At 67.6% G+C, this 26,080-nt stretch carries 16 protein-coding genes; 8 read left to right on the top strand and 8 right to left on the bottom strand.

Annotated features, from left to right (window positions below; all coding sequences use genetic code 11):
• The coding region (locus tag ACFPMG_RS28770; protein ID WP_376998613.1) for a SwmB domain-containing protein at positions 1 to 9,474 on the bottom strand (9,474 nt) is incomplete at its 3' end.
• A gap of 107 nt (positions 9,475 to 9,581) precedes the next feature.
• On the opposite strand from ACFPMG_RS28770, the gene ACFPMG_RS28775 reads away from it, so the two are divergent.
• Entirely contained in the window at positions 9,582 to 10,478 is an 897-nt protein-coding gene (locus tag ACFPMG_RS28775) for a LysR family transcriptional regulator (protein WP_376998615.1), read from the top strand.
• 259 nt (positions 10,479 to 10,737) lie between these two features.
• On the opposite strand, the gene ACFPMG_RS28780 is transcribed toward ACFPMG_RS28775, so the two are convergent.
• Complete coding sequence (locus tag ACFPMG_RS28780; RefSeq protein ID WP_376998616.1) at positions 10,738 to 11,973, bottom strand: amidohydrolase family protein; 1,236 nt, start codon at positions 11,971 to 11,973, stop codon at positions 10,738 to 10,740.
• 79 nt (positions 11,974 to 12,052) lie between these two features.
• Between ACFPMG_RS28780 and ACFPMG_RS28785 the strand changes: the two genes are divergently transcribed.
• Positions 12,053 to 12,451: a nuclear transport factor 2-like protein gene (locus tag ACFPMG_RS28785; RefSeq protein WP_014198525.1), complete on the top strand. Its 399-nt coding sequence runs from the start codon at positions 12,053 to 12,055 to the stop codon at positions 12,449 to 12,451.
• Between the two features lie 18 nt (positions 12,452 to 12,469).
• On the opposite strand, the gene ACFPMG_RS28790 is transcribed toward ACFPMG_RS28785, so the two are convergent.
• Positions 12,470 to 13,174, bottom strand: a complete 705-nt coding sequence (locus ACFPMG_RS28790; protein WP_376998619.1) for a GntR family transcriptional regulator — start codon at positions 13,172 to 13,174, stop codon at positions 12,470 to 12,472.
• Positions 13,175 to 13,407: 233 nt separating this feature from the next.
• On the opposite strand from ACFPMG_RS28790, the gene ACFPMG_RS28795 reads away from it, so the two are divergent.
• From ACFPMG_RS28795 to ACFPMG_RS28805, 3 genes are read left to right on the top strand one after another with little or no spacing between them, the layout of a single operon-like run.
• Complete coding sequence (locus ACFPMG_RS28795) at positions 13,408 to 14,250, top strand: ABC transporter ATP-binding protein (protein WP_137140062.1); 843 nt, start codon at positions 13,408 to 13,410, stop codon at positions 14,248 to 14,250.
• 3 nt (positions 14,251 to 14,253) lie between these two features.
• Positions 14,254 to 15,027: an ABC transporter permease gene (locus tag ACFPMG_RS28800; protein WP_376998621.1), complete on the top strand. Its 774-nt coding sequence runs from the start codon at positions 14,254 to 14,256 to the stop codon at positions 15,025 to 15,027.
• Positions 15,028 to 15,053: 26 nt separating this feature from the next.
• Positions 15,054 to 16,091, top strand: coding sequence for an ABC transporter substrate-binding protein (locus tag ACFPMG_RS28805; protein WP_376998623.1), 1,038 nt, complete (start codon positions 15,054 to 15,056; stop codon positions 16,089 to 16,091).
• On the opposite strand, the gene ACFPMG_RS28810 is transcribed toward ACFPMG_RS28805, so the two are convergent.
• Positions 16,076 to 16,606, bottom strand: coding sequence for a hypothetical protein (locus tag ACFPMG_RS28810; RefSeq protein ID WP_376998625.1), 531 nt, complete (start codon positions 16,604 to 16,606; stop codon positions 16,076 to 16,078). The two genes, ACFPMG_RS28805 and ACFPMG_RS28810, sit on opposite strands and share 16 nt — an antisense overlap.
• Before the next feature lie 116 nt (positions 16,607 to 16,722).
• Here ACFPMG_RS28810 and ACFPMG_RS28815 point away from each other — a divergent pair, with 116 nt between their 5' ends.
• Positions 16,723 to 17,043 (top strand): FadR/GntR family transcriptional regulator, encoded by a 321-nt coding sequence (locus tag ACFPMG_RS28815; protein ID WP_376998627.1) that lies wholly within the window; start codon positions 16,723 to 16,725, stop codon positions 17,041 to 17,043.
• Positions 17,044 to 17,120: 77 nt separating this feature from the next.
• Here ACFPMG_RS28815 and ACFPMG_RS28820 read toward each other — a convergent pair whose 3' ends face one another.
• The 4 genes from ACFPMG_RS28820 to ACFPMG_RS28835 form a co-directional block, all read right to left on the bottom strand.
• Positions 17,121 to 18,242 (bottom strand): ABC transporter permease, encoded by a 1,122-nt coding sequence (locus tag ACFPMG_RS28820; protein ID WP_376998629.1) that lies wholly within the window; start codon positions 18,240 to 18,242, stop codon positions 17,121 to 17,123.
• Positions 18,243 to 18,245: 3 nt separating this feature from the next.
• Positions 18,246 to 20,996 (bottom strand): ribosome-associated ATPase/putative transporter RbbA, encoded by a 2,751-nt coding sequence (gene rbbA, locus ACFPMG_RS28825; protein WP_376998631.1) that lies wholly within the window; start codon positions 20,994 to 20,996, stop codon positions 18,246 to 18,248.
• Positions 20,993 to 22,063 (bottom strand): HlyD family secretion protein, encoded by a 1,071-nt coding sequence (locus tag ACFPMG_RS28830; RefSeq protein WP_376998633.1) that lies wholly within the window; start codon positions 22,061 to 22,063, stop codon positions 20,993 to 20,995. The genes rbbA and ACFPMG_RS28830 overlap by 4 nt, the downstream gene beginning before the upstream one ends.
• A 131-nt stretch (positions 22,064 to 22,194) precedes the next feature.
• Positions 22,195 to 23,373: an ROK family protein gene (locus ACFPMG_RS28835; RefSeq protein WP_376998635.1), complete on the bottom strand. Its 1,179-nt coding sequence runs from the start codon at positions 23,371 to 23,373 to the stop codon at positions 22,195 to 22,197.
• A gap of 189 nt (positions 23,374 to 23,562) precedes the next feature.
• Between ACFPMG_RS28835 and ACFPMG_RS28840 the strand changes: the two genes are divergently transcribed.
• On the top strand, positions 23,563 to 25,098 hold the full coding sequence (locus ACFPMG_RS28840; RefSeq protein ID WP_376998637.1) for a sugar ABC transporter ATP-binding protein: 1,536 nt from the start codon (positions 23,563 to 23,565) through the stop codon (positions 25,096 to 25,098).
• Complete coding sequence (locus ACFPMG_RS28845; RefSeq protein WP_376998639.1) at positions 25,076 to 26,080, top strand: ABC transporter permease; 1,005 nt, start codon at positions 25,076 to 25,078, stop codon at positions 26,078 to 26,080. Before ACFPMG_RS28840 ends, ACFPMG_RS28845 begins: the two co-directional genes overlap by 23 nt.

Here is a 26,080-nt window from a genome sequence, read left to right on the forward strand (position 1 = left end):
GCCGATGGTGACGGTGACGGTGCTGTCGGCTTCCGCCGTACCGGTCAGGGTCGGCGTCGTGCTGTTGCTCAGGGCCGTGGTGACGATCGGTGCGTTCGGAGCCGAGCCGTCGATGGTCACCGTCAGCGTGCTGGAGGCCGACGACGTGCCGGTGGCGTCGCTCGACACGGCGGTCAGGGAATGAGCGCCGTCGCCCAGCGAGGCCGTCGTGACGGTCCAAAGCCCATTGGCATCGGCCGTCACCGTGCCCAGCGCTGTCGCTCCCTCGTACAGCACCACGGTCGTGAACGCCTTGGCCAGGCCGGTGATCGCCGGGGCCGTGACGTTGGTCAGCGTGTCCGTCGTCGAACCGCTGTTGGACGCGGTCGTCAGCGCCAGACTCGCCGGAGTCGGCGGAACGTTGCGGAACAGGGTGATGCTTGTGAAGGCGCCGACCAGGGCGTCGAGATCGCCGTCGCCATCAATGTCGACGATGCTCGGCGCCCCCATCATTCCGGCGTTGCTCAGCCCGAACGGGTTGGTGCCGACCAGCGTGAAGCTGGGCGCCGTCGCCGTCCCGACGTTGCGGTAGACCACCGTGTCACCGATGATGTTGCCGACCAGGATGTCGAGGTCGCCGTCGCCGTCGATGTCCACCATGGTCGGCGACGCCTGCCCCCCCGAATTGCCGAGGCCGAAGGGATTGGTGCCGACCAGGGTGAAGCTGGGTGCCGTCGCCGTTCCGACGTTGCGGTAGAACAGCGTGTCGCCGCCCTGGCTGCCGACCAGGATGTCGAGGTCGCCGTCGCCGTCGAGGTCCGCGATGCTCGGCGATGCGAGGGGGATGAAAGTGCTGAGCCCGAAGGGGTTGGTGGCCTCCAGGGTGAAGCTGGGCGCCGTCGCGGTTCCGACATTGCGCAGGAACAGCAGGGAGCCGGAGTTGCTTCCGACCAGGACGTCGAGGTCGCCATCGCCGTCGAGGTCCGCGAAGGCCGGGGTGGACATCGTCGTGCCGCTCAGCCCGAAGGGGGCGGTGGCGGCATCCAGGGTGAAGCTGGGCGCGGTCGCGCTGCCGACGTTGCGGTAGAATTGAAGATTGATGCCGATGTTTCCGACCAGGGCGTCGAGATCGCCATCCCCGTCGATGTCCACGAAGACCGGCTTGGCTTGGGGGAAGAGACCGTTCAAGCCGAAGGGATTGGTGGCTTCCAGGACGAAGCTGGGGTCGCCCGCCACGCGGACGGCCTGACCGGTCAGCGCGCCCGCGGCGTTGCCGGCGGCGTCCGCCGTCTTCGCGCCGGAGCCCGGCGGCGTGTAGTCCACCGTGACGCTCTGATAGGGCGTGGCCCCGGCGTCCAGCGTCAGGGTGACCGCCTTGCCGCTGGTGGCGACGGCGGTGACCGTCCGCGCCACGCCGCCCACCATCACCGAGAAGGCGCCGGCAGGAGTCTGGGCGCCGTCCAGAAGCTCCGAATAGGTCAGGGTCAGCTGCGTCCCGTTCAACGTCGCCGAAGCAAGCGTCGGCGCCTTGGTGTCGATGGTCAGCGTCAGGGCCGTCGAGGCCGCCGAGGTGCCGTTGACGTTGCTCGACGTGACGGTCAGCGAGTGTGTGCCATCGCTCAGCGACGCGGTGGAGAGCGTCCACAGGCCGGAGGAGGCGTCGGCCGTCACCGTGCCGATGGCCGTCGCGCCGTCGTACAGCACCACCGTCGACGAGGCGACGGCGGTTCCGACGATCGCCGGCGCCGTGACGTTGGTCAGCGTGTCGGTCGTCGAGCCGCTGTTGGAACCCGCCGTCAGCGTCGGGGTCGTGGGGGTGGCGGGTGGCGGGGCCGTGTTGCGGAAGAGGACCGTCTTGCCATCGGCCCGGCCGATCAGCGCGTCGAGGTCGCCGTCACCGTCGATGTCCGCGAAGGTCGGCTTCGCGTTGTCGCCAACGTCGCCCAGGTTGAAGGGGTTGGTGCCCTCCAGCGTGAAGGTGGGCGCCGTCGCCGTTCCGATGTTCCGGAAGAGGACCGTGTTGCCACCGTCGTTGCCGATCAGCGCGTCGAGGTCGCCGTCCCCGTCGATGTCCACGAAGATCGGTGTGGCGTTGTTTCCGGCATTGCCGAGGCCGAAGGGATTGGTGCTTTCCAGCGCGAAGGTGGGCGCCGTCGCCGTTCCGATGTTCCGATAGAAGAAGGTGTCGCCGTAGGTGTCGCCGACCAACGCGTCGAGATCGCCGTCGCCGTCGATGTCCGCCAGGGACGGCGCTGCAAAGCCCGTGGAGAGGCTGAAGCCGAAGGGATTGGTGCCGACCAGGGTGAAGCTGGGCGCCGTCGCCGTCCCGACGTTGCGGTAGACCACGATGCCGCCGCCCGCGTTGCCGGCCATCAGGTCGAGGTCGCCGTCGCCGTCGATGTCCGCGAGGACCGGCTTGGCGAAGGCGGGCATGCCGCCGCCGACGGTGTTCAGGCCGAAGGGGTTGGTGCCCACCAGGGTGAAGCTGGGCGCCTCCGCCGTGCCGACATTGCGGTGGACGACGATGTTGGCGTACCAGTCGCCGACCACCGCATCGAGGTCGCCGTCGCCATCGATGTCGGCGAAGACCGGGGCGGACTGACCGACGAAGCTGCCGAGGCCGAAGGGATTGGTGGCTTCCAGGGTGAATTTGGGATCGCCGCCCACGCGGACCGGCTGGCCGTTCAGAGCGCCGGCGGCGTTGCCGGCGGCATCCACGGTCTGGGCGCCGGAGCCCGGCGGGGTGTAGCTGACCGTCGCGCCCTCATAGACCGAGGAGGCTCCGGCATCCAGCGTCAGGGTGACCGTCCGGCCGGCGGTGGCGACGGCGGTGACCGTGCGCACCACCCCACCCACCGTCACCGTGAAGGCGCCGGCTGCCGGCGTCTGGGTGCCGTCCAGCGCCTCCGAATAGGTCAGCGTCAGCCGCGTCCCGCTCAGCACCGCCGAGGTCAGCGTCGGCGCCGTCGTGTCGATGGTCACGTTCAGCGTGGAGGACGGCAGCGACGAGTTGGTGCCGTTGCTCGCCACGGCGGTCAGGGAATGCGCGCCTTGGCTCAGTGAGGCCGCCGTGATGGTCCACAAGCCGTTGGCGTCGGCCGTCGTCGTGCCAAGCGCCACCGCCCCATCGTACAGCACCACCGTCGTGGATGCTCTGGCCAGGCCGGTGATCGCCGTCGCCGTGACGTTGGTCAGCGTGTCCGTCGTGGAACCGCTGTTGGACGCGGTGGTCAGCGCGAGATTCGCCGGTTGCTGCGGCAGGTTGCGGAAGAGGATGATGTTGTTGCCGGTGGTGTCGCCGCCGGCCAGCACGTCGAGGCTGCCGTCCCCGTCGATGTCCACGATGTTCGGGACGGACTTGAAGGTGACGTTGCCCAACCCGAAGGGATTGGTGCCCTCCAGCGTGAAGCTGGGCGCCGTCGCCGATCCCACGTTCCGGAAGAACAGCATGTCGCCGGCGAAATTGCCGATCAGCGCGTCGAGGTCGCCGTCACCGTCGATGTCCTGGAAGGTCGGCTGGGCGTAGCCGCCGATGTCGGTCAGCCCGAAGGGGTTGGTGGCTTCAAGGGCGAAGCTGGGAGTCGTCGCCGTTCCGACGTTCCGATAGAAGAGCGTATCGCCATCCGCATTGCCGACCAACGCGTCGAGATCGCCGTCGCCGTCGATGTCCACGAAGGAGGGGGTGGTGGCGGAGCCGACATCACCCAGCCCGAAGGGGTTGGTGCCCACCAGGGTGAAGCTGGGAGCCGTCGCCGTGCCGACGTTGCGGTAGACCACCGTGTTACCGTTGAAGTCGCCGATCAGCGCGTCGAGCGTACCGTTCCCGTCGATGTCCACGAAGGTCGGGGCGGCGTTCATATCGAGCGCGCCCAACCCGAAGGGGTTGGTGCCCGCCAATGTGAAGGTGGGGGCCGTCGCCGTTCCATCGTTCCGGTAGAACCGGATGGTGCCGTCGCTCATGCCGACCAGCGCGTCGAGATCGCCGTCGCCGTCAATGTCGGCGAAGGTTGGGATCGACCAGGGTCCGGTGGTGTCGAGACCGAAGGGGTTGGTACCCTCCAGGACGAGGTTGGGGTCGGCCACCTCCCGCACCGGCTGGCCGGTCAGCGCGCCCGCGGCGTTGCCCGCGGCGTCCGCGGTCTTCGCGCCCGAACCCGGCGGGGTGTAATCGACCGTAACGGCCTGATAGGCGGAGGTCGTCCCGGCGTCGAGCGTCAGGGTGACCGTCTTGCCGCTGGTGGCAACCGCGGTGACCGTCCGCACCACGCCGCCCACCATCACCGTGAAGGCCCCGGCCGGAACCTGGGCGCCGCTCAGCAGTTCCGAATAGGTCAGGGTCAGCTGCGTCCCGTTCAGCACCGCCGAGGTCAGCGCCGGCGGGGTGGTGTCGGGCGTGGTGTTGGTGACCGGCCGGGCGGTGAAGCTGGCGGCATCGTCACCGATGGTGGACTGGATGGCGTTGGCGTCGTTGCCCACGGTGGGGTCGGTGTAGGCGACGGTGACCGTGTCCGTATCGGTGACCGCCTGGGCGAGCGTCAGCGTGACCGTCTTGTTGGCGCTGTCCACGGCGACGTTGCTGACCGTGACCGTCGTGCCGCCGACCTTAACCTCGAAGGCGCCGGCCGTCGGCGGGTTGGCCGCGTCCAGCGCGCTGTCGTAAGTGAGCACCAGCGTCGCGCCGTCCACCGACGCGCTCTGCAGAACCGGCGGGATGGCGACCGTCACCATGACGGAACTGGAGACCACCGAACTGGTGAGGTCGATACCGGTGGAAATCGCGTGGACGCTGATGGGGAACGCGCCGGACGTGTCCGTGCCGGAGGACGTCACGTCGAAGGTCAGCGTGAAGACGTCGCCTTGATTGATGATTGCGGCGATCCCCGGAACGAGACTGACGCTTCCCACCGACCAGCCGCTCGGTGCATCGACCCCGAACGTGATGGAGGAACCGATCAGTGTCCTCATCTGCGTGGCCGTCACGGTGAAGGACACCTGCTGCGGCGTTCCCGGCGTGAAGGTGATGGTCGGGTTCGTCGGTACGACCGTCAGGAACGGGGTGTAGGTGGCCGTGTTCGCGATCGTGACCGTAGCGACCTTGTCGATCGCCGTGGTGTTGCTGGAGGCCCCGCTGTCGGTGATGGAGCGCAGAACGACCGAGCGGGTCGCGCTGTTGCCGTAGTTCGTGCTGGCCGCGTCCGTGTTCTTGTAGGCGATGCCGTCGATCAGCGTGTCCATGCCGCCGTTGCTCAGCGCCATGCCGCTCAGCGTCACCGTGGCGACGCCGTTCGCCAGAGTGACCGCGTAGTTGCCGCTGGCGAAGCTGCCCGAGGTGCCGTTGCTCAGCGCGATGTCGGTGCCGCCGATGCTCAGGAACTCGGTGCTGCCGGTGCCGCCGACGTTGTGGACGGTCAGCACCATGCCGGTGAAGGTCTGACCGTTGTCCACCGTCGAGGCGGTCACCCCGTCGAACAGGTCGGTGCCGCTGCTGCCTTGGCCGGACGAGAAGCCGCCGTCCTTCGTCGTCAGCGTCAGCGTCGGCGGCACGCCGTTCGGGTCAGGCGTGGTGTTGGTGACCGACCGGCCGGTGAAGCCGGCGGCGTCGAGGCCGCCGCCGAAGGACTGGATGGCGTTGGCGTCGTCACCCGCAGTGGGGTCGGCGTAGGAAACGCTGACCGTGGCGCCATGGGCGACCGGCTGGGCGAGCGTCAGCGTGACCGTCTTGTTCGCGGTGTTCACGGCAACGCCGCTGACGGTCACCGGGGAACCGCCGGCCAGGACGGTGAAGCTGCCCGCGGACGGAATGTTCACGGCGTCGAGCGCCGTGTCGTAGGTCAGCACCAGCGACGTGCCGTTGACCGCGGCGCTTTGCAGGACCGGCGCCGAGGGGGCGCCGATGTTGATGACGGCGGAGATGCCGGTGAGGGTGCCGATGTTGTCGCTGACGCCGCTGTCGGTGACGCTGGAGAGGGTGATGATGCGCTGGCCGTCGGACGGCGTGCCGGCGACGTTGTTGTAATAGAAGCCGTCCAGGAGGGACTGCATTTCGTCAGCCGACAACCGCAGGCCGCTGATCGTCACCGTCAAGGTGCTGCCGTTGAGCGTGGCGCCGCCGGTGACCCCAAAGGGGCCGTTCATCAAGCTGGCGCCGTCGGCCAGATTCATGATGGCGGCCATGGCCCCGGGAACCATGAAGATCAGGTATTCCGACGCACCGTCCAGGACGCCGGTCACGGTGAAGGTCAGGCCGGTGAAGACCTGTCCCAGATCATTGGCGTTCGCCGTGACCGACGAGAACAGGTCCGCCGGGCTCGAGGAGTTGGTGAAGGTCGTCGCGTTGCCTGTCGCCGTCAGGCTCGGGGCGTTGACCGCGCGGGTGGTCGTGACCATGGTGGCGAAGCGGGTGTCCGGAAGATCCAGGCCCGACAGGTTCTGCAGGACGTTGGCGGTGTCGTTGCCCGCGGTGGGATCGGTGTAGGTGAAGCGGACGTAATCCCCCTGAGCGAGCGGGCTCACCGTGGTCAGAATCAACTTGTTGCCGGAGATGACCGCCGAGCGCAGATCGACCTTCGTGCTGCCCACGAGGATGGCGTCGGTGCCCAGGTCCAGCGGAATATAGCTGTCGACGGCGCCGAAACTGGAAAGCTGCAACGGACTCTGGGCGTCAAGGGCCTGATCGAACGTCACGATGATGACGTTTTCGCCGACATAGGCATCGATGGCCGTGACGGACGGCACCGTGGTGCTCGGATCGGGCGAATTGTTGGTGACCGACTGGCCGGCGAAGCTGGCGGCGTCACTGCCGCCGGTGCCGGCCTGGATGGCGTTGGCGTCGTCGCCCGCGGTGGGGTCGGTGTAGGAGATGGCGACGGTGTCGCCATAGGCGACCACCTGGCTGAGCGTCAGCGTGACCGTCTTGTTCGCCCCGTCCACGGCGACGCCGCTGACGGTGACCGGCGTGCCGCCGACCGTGACGGTGAAGGCGCCCGGCGCCGGCGGGTTGGCGGAATCGAGCGCCACGTCGTAGGTGAGCACCAGTGAATCGCCGGTCACCGCGGCGCTTTGCAGGACGGGAGCCGGCGCCGGTCCGGTCACGGTCACGGTGGCGGAGACGCCGGTGAGGGTCGAGGTGTGGTTGTTGCCGCCGTCGTCGGTGACGCTGGTGACCGTGATGACGCGGTTGCCGGGCGTGACGTTGCCGGAGACGAGGGTTCCGCCGGTGTAGTTGATGTAGGACAGGCCGTCGATCAGCGTCGCGAGCTGGGCGTTGGTGTGGTTCAGCCCGGTCAGGGTGACGGTCACCGTGGTTCCGTTGACCGCCACGTTGGCGAAGACGCCCAGCCCGGACCCGGTGATTCCCGGCAGGGGCGTCGGGCCGCCGCCGGCGATCGACAGGGGCAGGGCGCTGCTCCCGATGCCGAGCAGCGCCTCGGCGTCGGACACGCCGGTGATCGTCAGGGTCAAGCCGGTGAAGACCTGCCCCGCGTCGTTTGTGTTCGCCGTGACCCCGGAGAACAGATCGGCGCCAACGGGCGAGCCCTGGCTGAAGGTCGGCGTGCCGCCCGTCGCCGTCAGGGTGGGCAGGGTCAGTGGCGGTGCGCCGACATTGATGGTGGCGGTGATGCCGGTCAGGCTGGCCGTGTTGTTGCTCGCCCCGTCGTCGGTGACGCCGGTGAGGGTGACGACACGCTGGCCGTTGGACGGCGTGCCGGCGATGTTGTTGTAGGCGATGCTGTCGATGAACGACTGCATGTCGGCGGCCGAGTACTGCAGGCCGCTGATCGTCACCGTGGCGGTGCTGCCATTGAGCGTGACGCCGCCGACAGCCGACCCGACGAAGGGACCCGTCAGGGTGCCGGCGCCGGTCAGCGCGATGGCGACGGGCCCCCCCATCATCCCCGGTATGGTGAAGCCCAGCATTTCCGACGCGCCGTCGACGAGGCCCGTCACGGTCAGCGTCAGGCCGGTGAAGACCTGCCCCGTATCGTTGGTGTCGGCCGTGACCGACGAGAACAGATCCACCGGATTGGAACTGTTGGCGAAGGTCGTCGTGCCGCCCGTCGCCGTCAGCGTCGGCAGGGTCGAAGACGCCGCACCGATATTGACGGTGCTGGAGACGCCGGAGATGCTGGCGGTGCTGTTGCTGCTGCCGTCGTCCGTGACGCTGTTGACGGTGATGACGCGCTGGCCGTTGGACGGGGTGGTGGCAGTGTTGTTGTATTCGAGGTCGTCGAGGAGCCACCCCATGTCGGCATCCGACGCCTCCAGGCCCGTGAGCGTCACGGTCGCCGTGCTGCCGGTGACGATAACGGTCGCGGTGACGACCGCTCCGCCCGGCATCGTCGGATTCGCGGTGCCTGTGCCGTTGACCAGGCTGAGTTGGAGCGGATTGGTCGCGCCGGGTATGTAGAAGGTCAAGGATTCCGCCGCACCGTCCTGGACGCCCGTCACGGTCAGCGTCAGGCTGGTGAAGACCTGCCCCGTGTCGTTGGTGCTGGCCGTGATCGACGAGAACAGGTCCACCGGGTTGGAGCTGTTGGTGAAGGTCGTCGTGCCGCCCGTCGCCGTCAGCGTCGGCGCCGTGGTCGGACGGGCTCCATAGACCGTGACATTGTTCTGAAAGGTCGCGACATCGTCACCGGACAGCGATGCCTGGAGAACGCCGCTGGTCTGATTGCCGGTCGGGTCCTCATACTTGATGGTGAGCACGTCACCGCTGGTGAACGTCTCCATTGGAAGCGTCAGCGTCAGCGTGTTGCCGGAGATCACGGCGGCCGTCAGGTTGGTCGCGGCACCGTTGATCTCCACGCTGCCTGGGGTCAGCATGTCGGAGGCGAAGTAACTCAGGTTCGGCTGGCTTGCGGCGTCCAGCGCCTGATCGAACGTCAGCACGATGGTATTTTCACCGGCGTAGGCGACGCCGCTCACGATGGTCGGAGCGGCCATCACCCCACAATACGAGTCGAACCGCAGCGCATCGGTGGTGACGGCGCCATGGCTCCAGTCGAGGTCCCAGTCGCCGCCCCGGTCCGCGGCACCCGTGGGCGTCCGCGAGGCCGCGACGTTGGCGCCCGTCGCCTCCGCCAGCGCGGTGAGGAAGTCGGCGCCCCGGCCCGACGCCACGTTGCAGCCGTAGAGCAGGATGTCGCCATCCGGGGCGAGGCTGGAGGCGATGGACGCCAGTTCCTCGACGCGCTGCGCCAGGGCCCCGGTATCGAACCGGCCGGAGCCGAGCTGGAGGCCGCCTTCGAAACCGTGGCTGAGCACATGAATGGCGTGAATGTCGCGGCGCCCCTCCAGCGCCCGCGCCATCGCCGCCATGCCATCCGCACGGCTGTCGATCAGAAAGACCTCAATGCCGGCCGGCGTCTCGGCCTTCAACGCCTGCCAGTCGTCGAGCGCCGTGTCGATGAACGCAACCTCGAGCCTCGGAGCCTTGGGCATACCCTCACAGCCCAGGATAGCGGGGACGGGCCGGGACACGGTCGAATGGAGCATGACGAGCATTCCTCGAAGGGGTTAGGCGCTTTGAGACCTCCTTTCGGCCTATACACACACAAGTTGCTTTAGTAAAATGCAGGGTTATAAAGTCCGGAATTCACGCCATGAATTTGAACCGCATCGACTTGAATCTGTTAGTGGTTTTCGACGCGATCGCGCGTACGGGCTCGGTGAAGGACGCCGCCCCGCAACTGGCGCTGAGCCAACCGGCCGTCAGTCACGCGCTGAACCGGCTTCGCGTTCTGATGGACGACCCGCTGTTCGTGCGCGCCCGCAACCGGCTGGTGCCGACAGAGCGGGCGCAATCGATGATTGGACCTGTGGCGGGCATCCTCCAATCCGTCCGCGTCCTGATGAGCAGCGACGGATCGGACATCGTCGAGGACAACCGCCATTTTCGGATCGGCATCAGCGATTTCGCCGCCCTGACCATCGTGCCAAGGCTCACCCGGAAGCTTCAGCAGATCGCCCCCAACGTGACGCTGGAACTGATCAATGTCGGGGAGAACACCCTGAACCAGCTGGCCGGCGGCGAACTCGACTGCACCTTCTGGGGGCTTCAGCCCCCGGAGTCACCCTATCTGTCGCAATTCCTTTTCCATGACAGTTTCGTCGGTTTCTGTTCCGCGGACCACCCTCTGATGGAACTGGGCGACCAGGGCGTTTCCATTGACGACTATTTGCTTTACCCACACGCCATCGCCCAGTTCCGCGCTTCGGGATCGAGCCCGATCGACGTCTTCCTGAAGGGCATCGGGCGTCACCGGACCATCGCCCTGCGTTCCCCGAGCTTCATGAGCAACATCACCGCCATCGTGGGAACGAAGATGATCGCAACCCTGCCGTCACTGCTGGAATCGATCGCCCTGTCGCAAGGCCTGCTGTCCTTCCCGTTGCCGTTCCTGATCCCGAATTTCAATTACTCGCTGGTTTGGCACCGCCGCACCGAGGCCGACCCTTCCGGCATCTGGCTGCGGCGCCTTCTGGTCGAGATGCGCTGACCGGTCAACTTTGCAACAGAGCCCAATGGCTCGCCCGCGCCGGCGATGCCGGGCAATCCGGCGATTCCGTGGAAGCCGAAACCTGTCGTCAACACGCGGAGCCCTGGATCCGTGAGGCTCCACGGACCCACCGATCGCGACCGGCCCGTGGCCGGGCGGTTCAGGCCAAGCGGCCTCCGGGAAGCGCGGAGCGGCTCACGGCCCGCGCAACGGAACTCGGCACGCTCCGACCCCCGACTGCGGGCAGCGGGGACGCCCGCTACCTCAGCAGGGTCGCTGCCGGTCGAAAGAAGCTTTTGCGGCCGCGCTTGAACCCCATGAGGGGTGTGGCTATTCCGCCGAAGGCATCGGCCGCGTCATCGGCGTCGAGCACGATCATGTCCGCCCGTCCGCCGACCGCAATGCCATAGTCCGCGATCCGCATCAGTCGGGCGGCCCCGGTGGAGATCATGTCGAGGCAGTCGCCGAAGCGTTCAGGCCCCAGATGCATGAGGTTCGCATAGAGATTGCCCATCCGCATCAGCGAGCCGTCGCCAAATGGCGTGAACGGATTCAGGACATTGTTGGTCGCGACCGAGACGGTCACGCCGCCTTCCGCCAGCCGATGAACCGGCGCCACCCCGCGCGGAGCGCGGTGGCTGACGTCGCGCCCATTGAGATAGAGATCCGTCGCGGGCAAGGCCGTCACCCCCACGCCGGCATCGGCCAGGAGCGCAATCATCCGCTCCAGCGCCGCATCATCGATGGCCGCGAGCTTGGTGGCATGGCCGACGGCGACCCGCCCCTGCCAGCCCGCCGCCATGGTCCGCCGGCAGATTTCCTCAAGGTGGGACCAGCTGGGATCGAGATCGAAGTCCAGATGGAAATCGAGATCGACGTCGTGCGCCACCGCCAGGGCGAATATCCGTTCCATCTGCAGGGAAGGATCGGCATCGGTGTAAGGACAGCCACCCAGGAGATCGGCCCCCTCCGCCAGGGCCTGGGTCAGCAGCCGTTCGACCGCCGGATCATGGGTCATCCCCTCCTGCGGGAAGACGCAGATCGACAGATCGATGGCGAAGGCATAATCCCGCTTGAGCCGCTTCATGGCCTCGAAACTGCGCAGGCCGACCAGCGGATCGAGCTCCACATGGGCCCGCATGTGCATGGTGCCCTGCGTGATCGCCCGCTCCAGGGTGCGGGCGCCGCGCTCGTAGACATCCTCGATCGTGAAATCCCTTTTCAGGCGGGACACCGCGGCGATTGCCCCCGTGAGTCCGCCGCCGGAATCGCGGCACCGGCAGAGCAGACAGGATTTGTCGAGATGGATGTGCGTATCGACCAGCCCCGGCAGGACGAGACGCCCGCCGGCATCCTCCTCGCGGACGGCGGTACCGGCCAAGGCAGGGCCGATGGCGGCGATCCTCCCCTGCCTGACCGCGATGTCCTGCAGGCCTTGCCCTCCCCACAGGCGGGCGTTGCGCAAGAGAAGGTCGAAATTCTGGTTCTGCGGCATTTCAGATCCGGCGTGACATTTGCATGCATAAACCGTATGCACTTTCGATGCCATCGTGACCACACTTGCGGAGTTCCCAATGAGTGAGATGACCGAACGCGATCTGCAGGCCGTGAAGGATTATCTGGACGCCTCCATGGCACCCGATCCCGTGCGCGCGGCGAAGCATGTGGCCCCGGGGTTCATCTGCCGCTTCACCGGGCATCGCGTGTTCGATACGCCGAGCGGGCCGACCGGCTTCAACGCCGCCCGCTACAAGTGGGTGAAGAAGCGGATCGAGCGCTATGACGTGGTGCCGGGCGAGACGGAAACCATCGTCTACAGCCTCGGCTACCTGTATGGCGCCTGGCCGGACGGCACGCCCTTCGACAACAACCGCTATGTCGACCGCTTCGTGGTGCGGGACGGGCTGATCGTCGAAACCGATGTCTGGAACGACAGCGCCGAATGGATCCTCGATCCGTCCTGCGCCCGCTGACCTCTAATCCTGGCGCCCTTACTCGGTATAGGGCGCCAGGATATCCATGAGGTCGCGGCTCCTGGCGCCCGAGCTTTGCAGCAGCGCGCGGGAAGCCACGGCCTCCAGATGCTCATCCATGAGGGCGCAGGCCTTGTCGGCGGGGCCGGTCCGGATCGCCTCGATCAGTTCCAGATGCTCGTTGACCGCGCATTCGGAGGAATGGGGACGGCTGAAGACCGCCAGCGACAATCCCGCGCGGTAGCAGATCTCCGTCACGTAGCGGATCAGGACGGGCTTGCCGGTCATTTCCGCCAGCCGGACATGGAATTCCGTCGCCAGGCGGATCGAAATCCCCTCGGCGCCATGCCGGGCCTGATGTTCGGCGTCGACGATGGCCTTCAACTGCTTCACCTGGGCCTCGGTCAGCTTGCCGGCCAGATGCCGGACGACCTGACGCTCGAGATCGACCCGGATGTCGAAGATGTCCCGCGCATCCTCGAAGGACGGCACGGCGACCACGGCGATGCGGTTCCGGCGCAGATCGACGAGGCCTTCCGCCGCCAACTGCCCGAGCGCGCTGCGGGCGATGGTCCGGCTGACGCCGAAGCGTTCGCCCAGCGAATCCTCCGGCAGCCGGTCCCCCGGCGACAGCGCACGCTCGATGATCGCGCGCCGCAAGGCCGTGCAGATCACCGCGACACGGTCGCCCCCGGTTTTCCTCGAACGCTTTTCCTCGGCCATCACCGCCCTCTCCCACTCCGCTCTGCATAAGGGAGGTCAGGCGGGAATTCAACTCGCCAAGTGCCGCATTTGAATGCAACAGCTTCACCACCCTGCACAAATGAAATGCATACATTGATTGTACACACTTTTCCTTGCCAAAAGCCTGTCACCCCCGACGTGAAGTGCGGCCGGCCCCGGAAGTTGGCGCACCTGTTGCATACAGTTGATCAGTCCGTCACGAGGTGCGCCGCATGTCCCCATCCCAAGCCATCCAGCAAGGCCGCTCTTCCATCGCCGTCGAGCTTTCGCAGGCCGCCGTTTCGTTCGGGAAGCCGGGCAAGGCCGTTCCAGCCCTGCAGGAGACGAACCTTCGGATCGCCGATGGCGAATTTGTCGCCCTGGTCGGCCCGTCGGGCTGCGGAAAGTCGACGATCCTGCGGCTGACCGCCGGCCTGCTGCAGCCGACCCGGGGGGCCGTCCTCGTCGGCGGGCGCGAGGTGGCGGCCAAGGCCCTGCGCATCGGCATGGCCTTCCAGAATCCGACCATGCTGCCCTGGCTCACCATCGAGCGGAACGTCATGCTGCCGCTGAAGATCGTGCGGCCCTTCCGCTCCGATTATCGCGCCAAGCGCAAGACGGAGTATCGCGACCGGGTGCACGCCCTGCTGGCCGATGTCGGGCTCGACAAGTTCGCCGGCCATTACCCCTGGCAACTGTCGGGCGGGATGCTGCAGCGCGCCAACCTCTGCCGCGCCCTCATCCATGAACCGAGCCTGCTGCTGCTCGACGAGCCGTTCGGCGCGCTCGACCAGTTCACCCGCGAGGAGCTGTGGGGGACGATGCAATCCCTGTGGCTGAAGCGCAAACCCACCGTTCTGCTCATCACCCACGACCTGAAGGAGGCGGGGTTCCTCGCCTCGCGCGTCTGCGTGATGAGCGCCCGCCCCGGCCGCATCATCAACGACAGCGCCGTCGACTTTCCCCGCCCGCGCACGATCCAGATGACCTTCGATGCGGATTTCGTCGCCCTCAATCAGCGCCTGCGCGACCTCATCATCGACGCGCGCACCGACACCGCCATCCGCGGAGCCTGAGCCATGAGCTACGAACTGCGCCGCCGCCTCTGGGCCGCCATCCTCATCCTCGGCTTCTTCGCGACCTGGGAATTCCTCTGCCTCGCCCTTCAGGTCTCCGATCTGGTCCTCCCCCGCCCGACCCAGGTCTTCGCGACGCTGGTCTCCCGCCTCGGCATCCTCTGGCCGCATGTGCTTCAGACCCTCTGGACCACGATGATCGGCTTCGCCCTGGGCGTCACCGTCGGGGTGGTCATCGGGGCGGCCGTCGGCGTCTCCCGCACCGCCTACGACACGGTCTATCCCCTGCTGATCGGCTTCTCCTCGATTCCCAAGGTCGCCGTGGTGCCGATCTTCGTGCTGTGGTTCGGATCGGGCGCGACGCCGGCCATCCTCACCGCCCTGGCGATGTGCTTCTTCCCGATCGTCGTCAACATCGCGACCGGCCTCGCCACCACCGAGCCGGAGCTGGAGGACGTCCTCAAGTCGCTCGGCGCCAGCAAGCTCGACATCCTCTGGAACGTCGGGTTGCCCCGCACCATGCCCTTCTTCTTCGCCTCGCTGAAGATCGCCGTCACCTTCGCCTTCGTCGGCAGCGTGCTGTCCGAAACCGTCGCCTCCAACAAGGGCATCGGCAACGTGATGATGACGGCCTCCTCGAACTTCGACGTGCCGCTGGTCTTCGCCGGCCTCTTCCTGCTCGCCGCCCTCGGCATCCTGCTCTACGTCGCCTTCTCGCTGGTCGAGGCGCGCGTCACCGGCTGGGCCACCCGTCGCCAGGGCTTTGCTTCCGCCTGAACCGTCATCCCGAAACGGAGCCTACCATGTTGAAAAAGCTTCTCTCGACGCTCGCACTCGGTCTTTGCCTGAGCGGGCCGGGCCTGAGCGGACCGGCGTTGGCCGAAACCAACATCAAGTTCACCCTCGGCTGGAAGACCCAGGGCTCCGACGCTCCCTTCCTGCTGGCGCAGCAGAAGGGCTACTTCAAGGCCGAAGGGCTGAACGTCACCATCGACCAGGGCGAAGGGTCGGCGGCCACCGTGACGCGCATCATGTCGGGCGCCTATGACGCCGGCTTCGGCGACATCAACGCGATCATCCAGAACGCGGCGACCCGCCCCGGCGAGGTGCCGATCATGGTCTATCAGCTCTGGAACAAGCCGCCCTTCGCCATCGTCTCGAAGAAGGCGACCAACATCACCAAGCCCGCCGATCTCGTCGGCAAGAAGCTGGGCGGCGCCCAGGGCACCCCGACCACCCGCCTCGTCACCGTGCTCGGCACGCTCAACAAGGTCGATATGACCAAGGTCGCCCTCGAGAACATGGGACCGAACCTGCAGGAGCCGATGCTGATCAAAGGCGACATCGACGGCGCCCTGGTCTTCAACATCACCAGCTGGTTCAACCTGATCAACAACCGTCAGGACCCCGCCAAGGACTACAACTGGCTGCTGTTCGGCGAATTCGGCCTCGACCTCTATTCCAACGGCATGATGGTCTCCCAGAAGCTGATCAAGGAGAACCCGGACGCCGTGGCCGGCCTCGTCCGCGCGGTCAACAAGGCGGCGGTGGAGATCGGCGCGGATGCCGAGGCCGGGGTGAAGGCGGTCCTCGCCTACGACAATCTGGCCAAGGAGGAGCTTGAACGCGCCCGCATGAAGTTCTCCTACGAGCAGCTCATCCTGTCGCCCGAAGTCGAGCGGCTCGGCCTTGGCGACGTGGACGACGCGCGCCTCGCCCGCTCGATCGGCATCATGGTCGAAGGCTACCAATTGACCGCCACGCCCAAGCCGGAACAGGTGTTCACCCGCCAGTTCCTGCCGCCGGCGGCCGACCGCAAGCTCGCCTACAAGGCTGACTGATCGCGGGCAGCAAGGCCCGGCCGGAACAGCGGCCGGGCTTCATTTCGGCGAGACTCGCCGATCTTCTTCAGATAGGACACCAGCCTGCCGATGTTCTGGTCCAGGGAATCGACCATGGCCGCGTAAACCGCCATCCGGCGCGCTTCGACGTCCTTCTGCTGCTGGAAAAGCTGCTCCCATTTCGGCCAGAGCGCGGGCGGCTCGGACGGCGTCATGTTTGCCGGGATCAGCCCTGCCGCCTGCATGCGCTTGAACCGCTCGTTCCGAATGGCCTCGTATCCCGCCTTGCCTCGTATCCCGCCTTGTAGGTGTCCTTGTACTTCTCGATGAGGTGGTCGGGCGCCTGCAGGGGGAAGTGCGGCGCCGTGTACAACGGCCGGGTCGGGTTTGGTTTCAGACGCGCTCGCGCGCGGGGCCGGGGCTTCCGGCGCCTTGTGGAAGATGCCGTCCTTCATGATCGCCAGGAGGCGCTTCCGGTCCTGCAGGATGGGTGACGTCCGCGAGAGGATCGCCATCGACCAGCAGCAGGTCGGCCAGACAGCCCGGCGGAAATCATGGAACTGCGGCTGATGGTCGAGCCGCAGGCGGCGGAGCTGGCTGCCGTCGGGCCACCGCGGCGGATCTCCACCGGATGGAGGAATGTTTGGCCCATGCCGAGCGCGCCCAGGACGTTCCGGAATTCGAGCGCTGGGACGGCATGCTGCATGTGGCGATCATCGGCGCGGCCAAGAACGGCTTGCTGGCGGACGTCTGCGACGCGATCAACGCCATCCGGAACCAGCCGGAATGGGCACGGCTGAAGGTGCGCAGCCTCACGCCGGCGCGGTGCGCCGTCTATGAGGAGCAGCACCGGCGCATCGTCAGCGCGCTCAAGGACCGTGACGGGGATCAGGCCCGTGCGGACCTGCAGGAGCATCTGCTGCAGGTCCGCACCAATCGTCTGGGAAGCTGAACCGCACCACGAATGTGAGCTGGCCCCATCTCCCGGGCGGTTTGGCGGCTGAAACAGGTTCTGCCCCCGGCGACGGCTCACGACATCTGGTTGATGGCCTTGCGGAACCGCGCCAGCGACAGGCTGAACAAGGCCACGCCGATCCCGATGAGCGCCAGGAATTGCGGCCAGACCACATCGAGGCCGGCACCGCGGTACAGGATGGCCTGGGCCAGCGTGACGAAGTGCGTCGTCGGCGCGGCGAGCATCACGTCCTGAACGAGTGCGGGCATGCTTTCGCGCGGCGTCATGCCCCCCGACAGCATCTGCAGCGGCACCATCACCAGGATCAGCAGCATGCCGAACTGCGGCATGCTGCGGGCCACCGTCCCCAGGAAGACCCCCATCGACGTGGCGGCGAACAGGTGCAGCGCGGCCCCGGCGAGGAACAGGGTGACGGAGCCGCCGATGGGAACCGCCAGCAGCCCCTGAACGACAATGACCAGCGAGACGGCGCAGGCAACGAGCACGACCAGGGCCATCGACCAGATCTTGCCGACGATGATCTCGAAGGGTGTGACGGGCATCACGAGCAGATGCTCGATGGTGCCGTGCTCGCGCTCCCGGATCAGGGCGGCGCCGGTCAGGATGATCGACAGCATCGTGACCTGGTTGATCACCTCGATCACCGATCCGAACCAGCCCTTGTTCATCTCGGGGTTGAAGCGGACCCGCAGGGCGAGATCGACCGGAAGGGCCTGTTCCCCACGGTAGCGTTGCACGAAGGCGTTGACCTCCCCGCCGACGATCTGCTGGACGTAGCCGCTCCCGGAAAAGGCCTGGGTCATCCGGGTCGCATCGACGTTGAGCTGGATCGCCGGCTGGCGCCCGGCGAGGACGTCGCGCTGGAAGTCGGGCGGAATGTCGAGCGCGAAGGTGTCGAGCCCGGCATCCATGCGGGCATCCATCTCGGCGGGCGTGATCAGGACCGGCGGCAGGAAGAAGGGCGGGTAGAAGGCGCCGACGATGCGGGCCGACAGGGGTGAGCGGTCCTCGTCGACGACGGCGATCGCCGCCTTGTTGAGCGTCTCCGGTATGGCGGTCGCCGCGGTGTAGATCGCGACGGTGAAGGAATAGACGATGAGGATCAGCAGCATTGGGTCGCGGGCGAGGCTGCGCAGCTCCTTGATGCCGAGGTTCAGGATGTTGGACACCTGCATCGGTCAGGTCTCCTGCTTCTTCAGCAGCAGCGCGCTCACGCCGATCAGGACCGGCGCGGCGATCAGCAGCGCGACGAAGGCGGCGTGCAGATCCCCGAAGCCCAGGGCTTTCGAGAAGACGCCCCGCGACACGGTCAGGAAATGGGTGGTCGGGTAGACCTCCCCGATGAGCGCGGCGGCTCCCCCCAGGGACGAAACCGGATCGATCATCCCGGAATACTGGGTCGCCGGGATCAGCGTCGCGATGGTGGTGCCGAAGATGGCGGCGATCTGGCTGCGCATGAAGCTGGACATCAGGAGCCCCATGGCGGTCGCCGCGATGGTGTAGAGCAGGGCGCCGGCGGACAGGGCCAGCAGGTTCCCGGTCAGCGGCACGCCGAAGACGGTGACCGCCAGCGCCACCATCAGCAGGAAGTTGAGCATGGCCAGCCCGACATAGGGCAGTTGCTTGCCGAGCAGGAACTCCAGCCTGGTGACCGGCGTGACATAGAGGTTGATGATCGAGCCGAGTTCCTTCTCGCGCACCACGCTGAGCGCCGCCAGCATCGCCGGGATCAGCAGCAGCAGGATCGGGATGACCGCCGGCACGATGGCCTTCAGGCTCTCGACGTCCGGGTTGTAGCGGAAGCGGGTCTCTATGGTGGCGAGGCTGGGCGTGCTGGTTCGGGAGGCCAGCCATTGGCTGTGCATGCCCTGCACGTATCCGTTGACCGTCTCGGCCCGCGTCGGCATGGAACCGTCGATCCACGCCCCGATCTGGACTTGGCGCCCGCGGGCGACGTCACGCCCGAAGCCCGGCGGGATTTCCAGCGCCAGGGAGAGATCCCCCGCCCGCATGCGCCGGTCGAGATCCTCGTAGTCGATGATCGGCGCCCGTTCGACGAAATAGCGGGAGCCCGCGAGGTTGAGCGCGTAGTCGCGGCTCACCGTCGTCTGGTCCCGGTCCAGGACCGCGAAGGACAGGTCCTCCACATCCATGTTGATGCCGTAGCCCATGATGACCATCAGCAGGAGGCTGCCGACCAGGGCGAGCGTTGCCCGGATGGGATCGCGCCGCAACTCCAGCGCCTCCAGGAGCGAGTAGCTGAGCATGCGCCGCGGGTTGAAGAATCGGCCTTCCGCGCGTTCGCCGGGAGGGGCGGCGGGCGAGGGAAGCTGTCGGCGATCGTCAGGAGCCGCTGCCGCGTCGCTGTCCCGGCGTTCCGCCACGGCGTCCTCCAGATAGCCGATGAAGGCCTCCTCCAGCGTCGCGGCGCCGCGCTTCGCGACGAGCGCCGCCGGCGTGTCGCTGACCAGCACGCGGCCGGCGTGCATCAGCGAAATGCGGTCGCAGCGTTCGGCCTCGTTCATGAAATGGGTCGAGATGAAGATCGTCACCCGGTCCCGGCGCGCCAGCCCGATCATGATCTCCCAGAAGGCGTCGCGCGCGATGGGGTCGACGCCCGACGTCGGCTCGTCCAGGATGAGCAGGGCGGGCTCATGGACCATCGCGACGGCGAGGGACAGGCGCTGGCGCTGGCCGAGCGGCAGCCGGTCCGGCAACGCCTCCATCGCGTCGGCGAGGCCGAAGCGTTCCGCCACCGCCGCGACCCGGCGGGGCAGGACGTCCTCCGGCACCTGGAACAGGCGGGCGTGCAGTTCCAGGTTCTGCCGGATCGTCAGCTCCGAATAGAGCGAGAAGGACTGGGACATGTAGCCGACGCGCCGCCGGGTCTCGATATTGCGGGCCTCCACCGGCTGCCCGAACAGCCGGGCCTCGCCGTCGCTCGGCTGGAGCAGGCCGGTCAGCATCTTCATCGTCGTCGTCTTGCCGCAGCCGTTGGAGCCGAGGAAGCCGAAGATCTCGCCGCGCGGTATGCGGAAGCTGACATGGTCGACCGCCACGAAACCGCCGAAGCGCATGGTCAGGCCCTTCGCCTCGATGGCGATGTCGCTTGCGTCTCCCGTGCGCGGCACGATCGCGACGGCCTTGTGGCCGCGGCGCTTCTCCTCGGGCATCAGCGCGACGAAGGCCTCCTCCAGCGTCGCGGTTCCGGTGCGGTCGAGCAGCTCCCGCGGGCTGCCGGTGGCCAACACGCGCCCCTCGTCCATGGCGACGAGCCAGTCGAAGCGCGCCGCCTCTTCCATGTAGGCGGTGGCCACCACCACGCTCATGCCGGGACGGTCCGCCCGGATGCGGTCGATCAGTTCCCAGAACTGCCGCCGCGAGAGCGGGTCCACGCCGGTGGTCGGCTCGTCGAGGATCAGCAGGTCCGGATCGTGGATGAGCGCGCAGCACAGGCCGAGCTTCTGCTTCATGCCGCCGGACAGCTTGCCGGCAGGCCGGTCGAGGAACGGCGCCAGACCGGTGCTGCGCGTCAGGTCGGCGACGCGGCGCCCGCGTTCGGCCCGGTCCTGACCGAACAACCGCCCGAAGAAGTCGAGATTCTCGGCGATCGACAGCGTCGGGTAGAGGTTCTTGCCGAGGCCCTGCGGCATGTAGGCGATGCGGGGACACACGGCGCGGCGGTGGCGCGCCTGGGCCATGCTGCCGCCCAGCACCTCGACCGTCCCTTCCTGCAGGGCACGCGCGCCCGACATCAGCGACAGCAGGCTCGACTTGCCGACCCCGTCGGGACCGATCAGCCCCGAGACGCGCCCCGCCGGAACGTCCAGACTGACCCCGTCGATGGCCCGGACCTTTTTGTACATCAGACGAACGTCCCGCAGACGCGCGACGGGTGATGCGGCGGAGCGGTCGGCGGCACCGCTCATGGCACGAGGTTCTGCAGGTTGGCCGGCCATTCGGTGTCCGGATCGATCCGCACATAGGCCACCCCCGGCAAGCCGGTCTTCACGTCACGGATGTATTTCTTGAGCAGCGGGGGCGGGATCTGGGCCTTGATCCGGAACATCAGCTTCTGGCGTTCGCTGGCGGTCTCCACGGTCTTCGGGGTGAACTGGGCGACGTCGGCGACGAAGGTGGCCTTGGCGGGAATGACGTATTGCGGGAAGGCGTCGAGCGCGATCCGCACCTCGGTGCCGATCCTCACCCGCCCGGCGGATTCCGTCGGCAGGAAGAAGGTCATGTAGACGTCGCTGAGATCGACCATGTTCAGCACCCGCCCGCCGGCGCCGAGCACCTCGCCCGGCTGCGCCACCCGGAACTGCACCCGGCCGTCGCGCGGCGAGCGGAGGGTGCTGTCCTTGATGTCGGCCTGGATGCGCTCGATGGTGGCCGCGGCGGCGTCGACCGCCGCATGGGCGTTGACGACCTGGGCCTCGGCCGTGGCGATGGCGGCGTCGGCCGCGGCGACCTGCGCCTTGGCCGCGCTGACCGCGGCGTTCGCGCTTTCGAAGCGGGCGCGGTCGGTGTCGAGGACCTGCCGCGATGTCGTGCCGCGCGCTTCCAGCTCCTCGGACCGGGCGAGCTGCTTCTGGGCGACGTCCCGCTCGGCCTCGCGCTGGGCCACCAGGGATTGCGCCGACTGCCGTTCGGCTTGGCGCTGGAGCACCTGATGGCGGGCGGTCTCGACGCCGATGACCGCCTGTTGCTTCTGCGCTTCGGCCTGCTTGGCCTGGGCCTGGAGCACGTCGGTGTCCATCCGGGCGAGCACCTGCCCGGCGGTGACGAAATCACCCTCATCGACCAGGATGTCCTCGACCCGCCCGGCGGTTTTCGTGGCGATGTCGATCTCGACCGCCTCGATCCGGCCGTTGCCGCTGGCCAGACCGGCAGGCAGGCCTCTGGGTTGCAGAAGCGACCACACTCCATACAGGATCACGGCGACGGACAGAGCGATTGCGGCCTTGAGCAGCCACCGGCTTGGCTTCCTCATCATCCACCAGTCCATTCGCTTGCAGGCAACGCCTTCAAGGGCATCCAGCCTATCAGACCGGCCGCGCGCCTCCACAGGGATTTTCAGCTTGAGGTGGAAAGCTTTTTGCCGCATCGGCGCGTTCGCGCACGTCCCTAAAGGATCGGTCCGGGCACCGACAGAAAGCCATCCATGGCCAGCGCGATTCCCCCCATGGGCACGGCGTCCGGACCGAGCGGCGAGACCAGAAGCCGCAGATCGCGGCGCAACGGTTCCAACGCGTGCTCGTCGAGGGCGGCGTTCAGCGTCGGAAGGACCAACTCCGCGACGATCGACAGATTGCCGCCCAGCACCACCAAACCCGGATTCACCAGATTGACCAGATGCGACAGCGCGAAGCCGAGGTGCGAGCCCGCTTCTTCCAGAAGGGTCCGCACAACCGTGTCGCCATCGCGCGCGGCGGCGGCGGCAGCCCAGAGGTCGGGCAGAGCGCGCGCCCGCTCGCCGGCCTGGGCGAGGATCGAGGTTTCCGAGACGTAGGTTTCCAGGCAGCCCCGCTTGCCGCAGCCGCAGGGACGGCCGCCCGGCACGACGGTCAGGTGCCCGATCTCACCGGCGAAGCCCTGCGCGCCGCGGTACAGCCGCCCGCCGAGGAACAGCCCGCCGCCGACGCCCGAATGGCCGGTCAGATAGACGAAGTCCTCCACGCCCCGGCAGGCGCCGAACAGCCGCTCGGCCATGGCGGCGGCCTTGGTGTCGTTGTCGACATGGACCGGCGCGCCCAACGCCTCCTCCAGCAGCGGGCGGATCGGCGTGTCGCGCCAGCCCAGGTTGGGCGCCAGCACGAGCCGGCCCTCGCGGTCCATCAGCGCCGGAATGCCGATGCCGATGCCGCGCAGGGGCGGCGGTGCCGCCCCGCCCTCCGGCCGGCTCGCCGCCACGACCGCGTCGATCCCCTCGTGCAGCCGGCGCAGCGCCGTGGCGAGGTCGGTGCTGCCGGGGATCTGCGACTGCTCCACCACCGTGCCGGCCAGCGTGGTGGAGACGATGCGGATCGTTCCCGGCTCCAGCCGGGCGCCCACCAGCAGCCCGGCCGACGGGGCGATGCCGAGCGCCGTCTCCGGCCGGCCGATGCGGCGGGCGCGCGGCGCCTCGCTCCGCTCGACCAGCCCCTCCTCGATCATCTGCGCCACGATGGCCGAGGTCGTCGCCTTGTCCAGGCCGGTCAGCCGGCTGAGGTCGCGCTGCGCGCAGCTCGGGTTCTCCCGCAGCGCGTGGAAAACGCGGACCATGTTGAGGCGGCGGATCGCGGCCGAGTTGACCCTTGGCAGCATGCGGATTCCTGTCTCGCGCGTCTGGCGGCAATCGTCGGGCGCCGGGCGGGGCATACACCGAAAAGGTGGGGAATGTCGCCCCGACATGGCTTGACGCGGGCTGATTCGAATCATACGCTTCCATTTGTTAGACCGTCTATCTAATTCGCGGCCACACGAGAAGCCGCAATCCAGGGAGGGGGCGACCCCATGGCCGAGCCGCTTTTGGCAGCGTTCGGCGTCACGAAGAGCTTTGGGCCCGTCGAGGTCCTCCATGGCGTGGATTTCACCGTTCGGCATGGTGAGGTGCACGCCCTGGTCGGCGAGAACGGGGCCGGCAAATCGACGCTGATGAAGATCCTGTCCGGCTTTCACCAGCCGACCTCGGGCGCCGTGCGCGTGGATGGGCGCCCGGTGAGCTTCTCCGGCATCGGCGCCGCCGAGGCGGCGGGCGTCGTGCTGATCCACCAGGAATTCAACCTCGCCGAACACCTGACGGTGGAGGAGAACATCTTTCTCGGGCGCGAGCTGCGGCGCGGCCCCTTCCTCGACAAGCGCGCCATGCGCGAGCGGTCCCGCGCCGTCCTGGCGGAGCTGGAATGCCCGGTGGACCCGCGCGCGCGGGTGCGCGACCTCGCCGTGTCGGAGCGGCAGATGGTCGAGATCGCCAAGGCGATGTCGCGCGAGGTCCGCGTCCTCATCATGGACGAGCCGACGGCGGTGCTGACCGGCACCGAATCCGCCGTGCTGTTCGGCCTGATCCGCCGGCTGCGCGAGCAGGGGGTGGGGATCGTCTACACCTCGCACAAGCTGGACGAGGTGCGGGCCATCACCGACCGGGTCACGGTTCTGCGCGACGGCCATCACATCGCCACCCGCCCGACCGCCGAGCTGACGGAGGACGGCATCGCCCAGCTGATGGTCGGGCGGGCGATCAGCGACCTGTTCCCGGCCAAGACCCCGCCGGCGCCGGACGCTCCCATGGTGCTGGAAGCACGGGGAATAGACGTTCCCGGCTGGGTGCGGGGCGCCGGCTTCGACCTGCGCCGCGGCGAGATCCTGGGCTTTGCCGGGCTGATCGGCGCCGGACGGACGGAACTGGCGGAAGGGCTGCTCGGCCTGCGCCGCCGCACCGCCGGCACGCTGTTCCGCAACGGGGAGCCGCTGCGCGTCCGCCGCCTGGAGGACGCGGTGGCGGCCGGCATCGCCTACCTGACCGAGGACCGCAAGGGCAAGGGCCTGCTGCTCGCCAAGGGTTTGCAGCCGAACCTGACGCTGCTGGCGCTGGACCGCTACGGCCGGGTCTTCGTCGACGAGCGGCGGGAGGCCGCGGCGCTGGAGCGCGCGGTGACGGAGTTCGACATCCGCGTCCGGACGCTGGACGTGCCGGTCGGCAGCCTCAGCGGCGGCAACCAGCAGAAGCTGCTGCTCGCCAAGACCATGCAGGTCGATCCGGAGATCCTGATCGTCGACGAGCCGACGCGCGGCATCGACATCGGGACCAAGCAGCAGATCTACCAGTTCCTGCACGAGTTCGCCCGCCGGGGCGGGTCGGTGATGCTGATCTCCTCGGAAATGCCCGAGATCATCGGGCTGTCGCACCGGGTGGTGGTCATGCGCTCGGGCGTGGTGACCGGCATTTTGGAAGGTGACGAGGTCGAGGAGGGCGAGATCGTCCGCTACGCCACCGGCCTGAAGGGCTTCACATCAAAAGGAGACGCGCATGACGCCGTCGGTCATGCCTGAGGCCGCGCGGAAGCCCTCCTCCGGCTTCGATCTGAAACTCTACGGGCCGTTCCTGGCGCTGGCCGCGCTGATCGTGCTGGGCACCATCGTCAACCCGGTGTTCCTCAGCCCCGGCAACATCGGCAACGTGCTGACCCGCACCGCCTTCATCGGCATCATCGCGGTCGGGGCCACCTTCGTCATCACCGCCGGCGGGATCGACCTGTCGGTCGGCTCGCTGGCCGCCTTCGCGTCGGGCGTCATGATCGTGGTGATGAACGCGCTGGTCGGCTCCATGGGCGCCGGGCTGCCGGTCATCCTGATCGGCGTCCTGGTGGCGCTGGGGCTCGGGCTGGCGGCGGGGCTGGTCAACGGGCTGCTGGTGACCAAAGGGAGGATGGAGGCGTTCATCGTCACGCTGGGGACCATGGGCATTTTCCGATCCCTGGTCACCTACATCGCCGACGGCGGTACGCTGTCGTTGAATTCGGAGATCCGCACGATCTACCGGCCCGTCTATTACGGCGGCGTCTTCGGCATCTCCTACCCGATCCTGGCCTTCGCGGTGGTGGCGCTGATCGGCGCGCTGATCATGTACCGCACGCGCTTCGGCCGCTACTGCGCCGCCATCGGCTCCAGCGAGGACGTGGCGCGCTATTCGGCGATCAACGTGGACCGGGTCAAGCTGCTGGCCTTTGTCCTGCAGGGCATCTGCGTCGCCATCGCGGTGGTGATCTACGTGCCGCGGCTGGGCTCGGCCTCGGCCACCACGGGCCTGCTGTGGGAGCTGGAGGCCATCGCCGCCGTCATCATCGGCGGCACCATGCTGAAGGGCGGTTACGGCCGCATCTGGGGCACGGTGGTGGGCGCCGTCATGCTCACGCTGATCGACAACATCCTCAACCTGACCGGCGCCATCAGCGTCTACCTGAACGGCACCATCCAGGGGGTCATCATCATCGTCGCGGTGCTCCTGCAACGGGGGACCGTGGCGCGTCGCTGA

The organism is Azospirillum himalayense, assembly GCF_042657465.1.
GTDB classification, from domain to species: domain Bacteria; phylum Pseudomonadota; class Alphaproteobacteria; order Azospirillales; family Azospirillaceae; genus Azospirillum; species Azospirillum himalayense.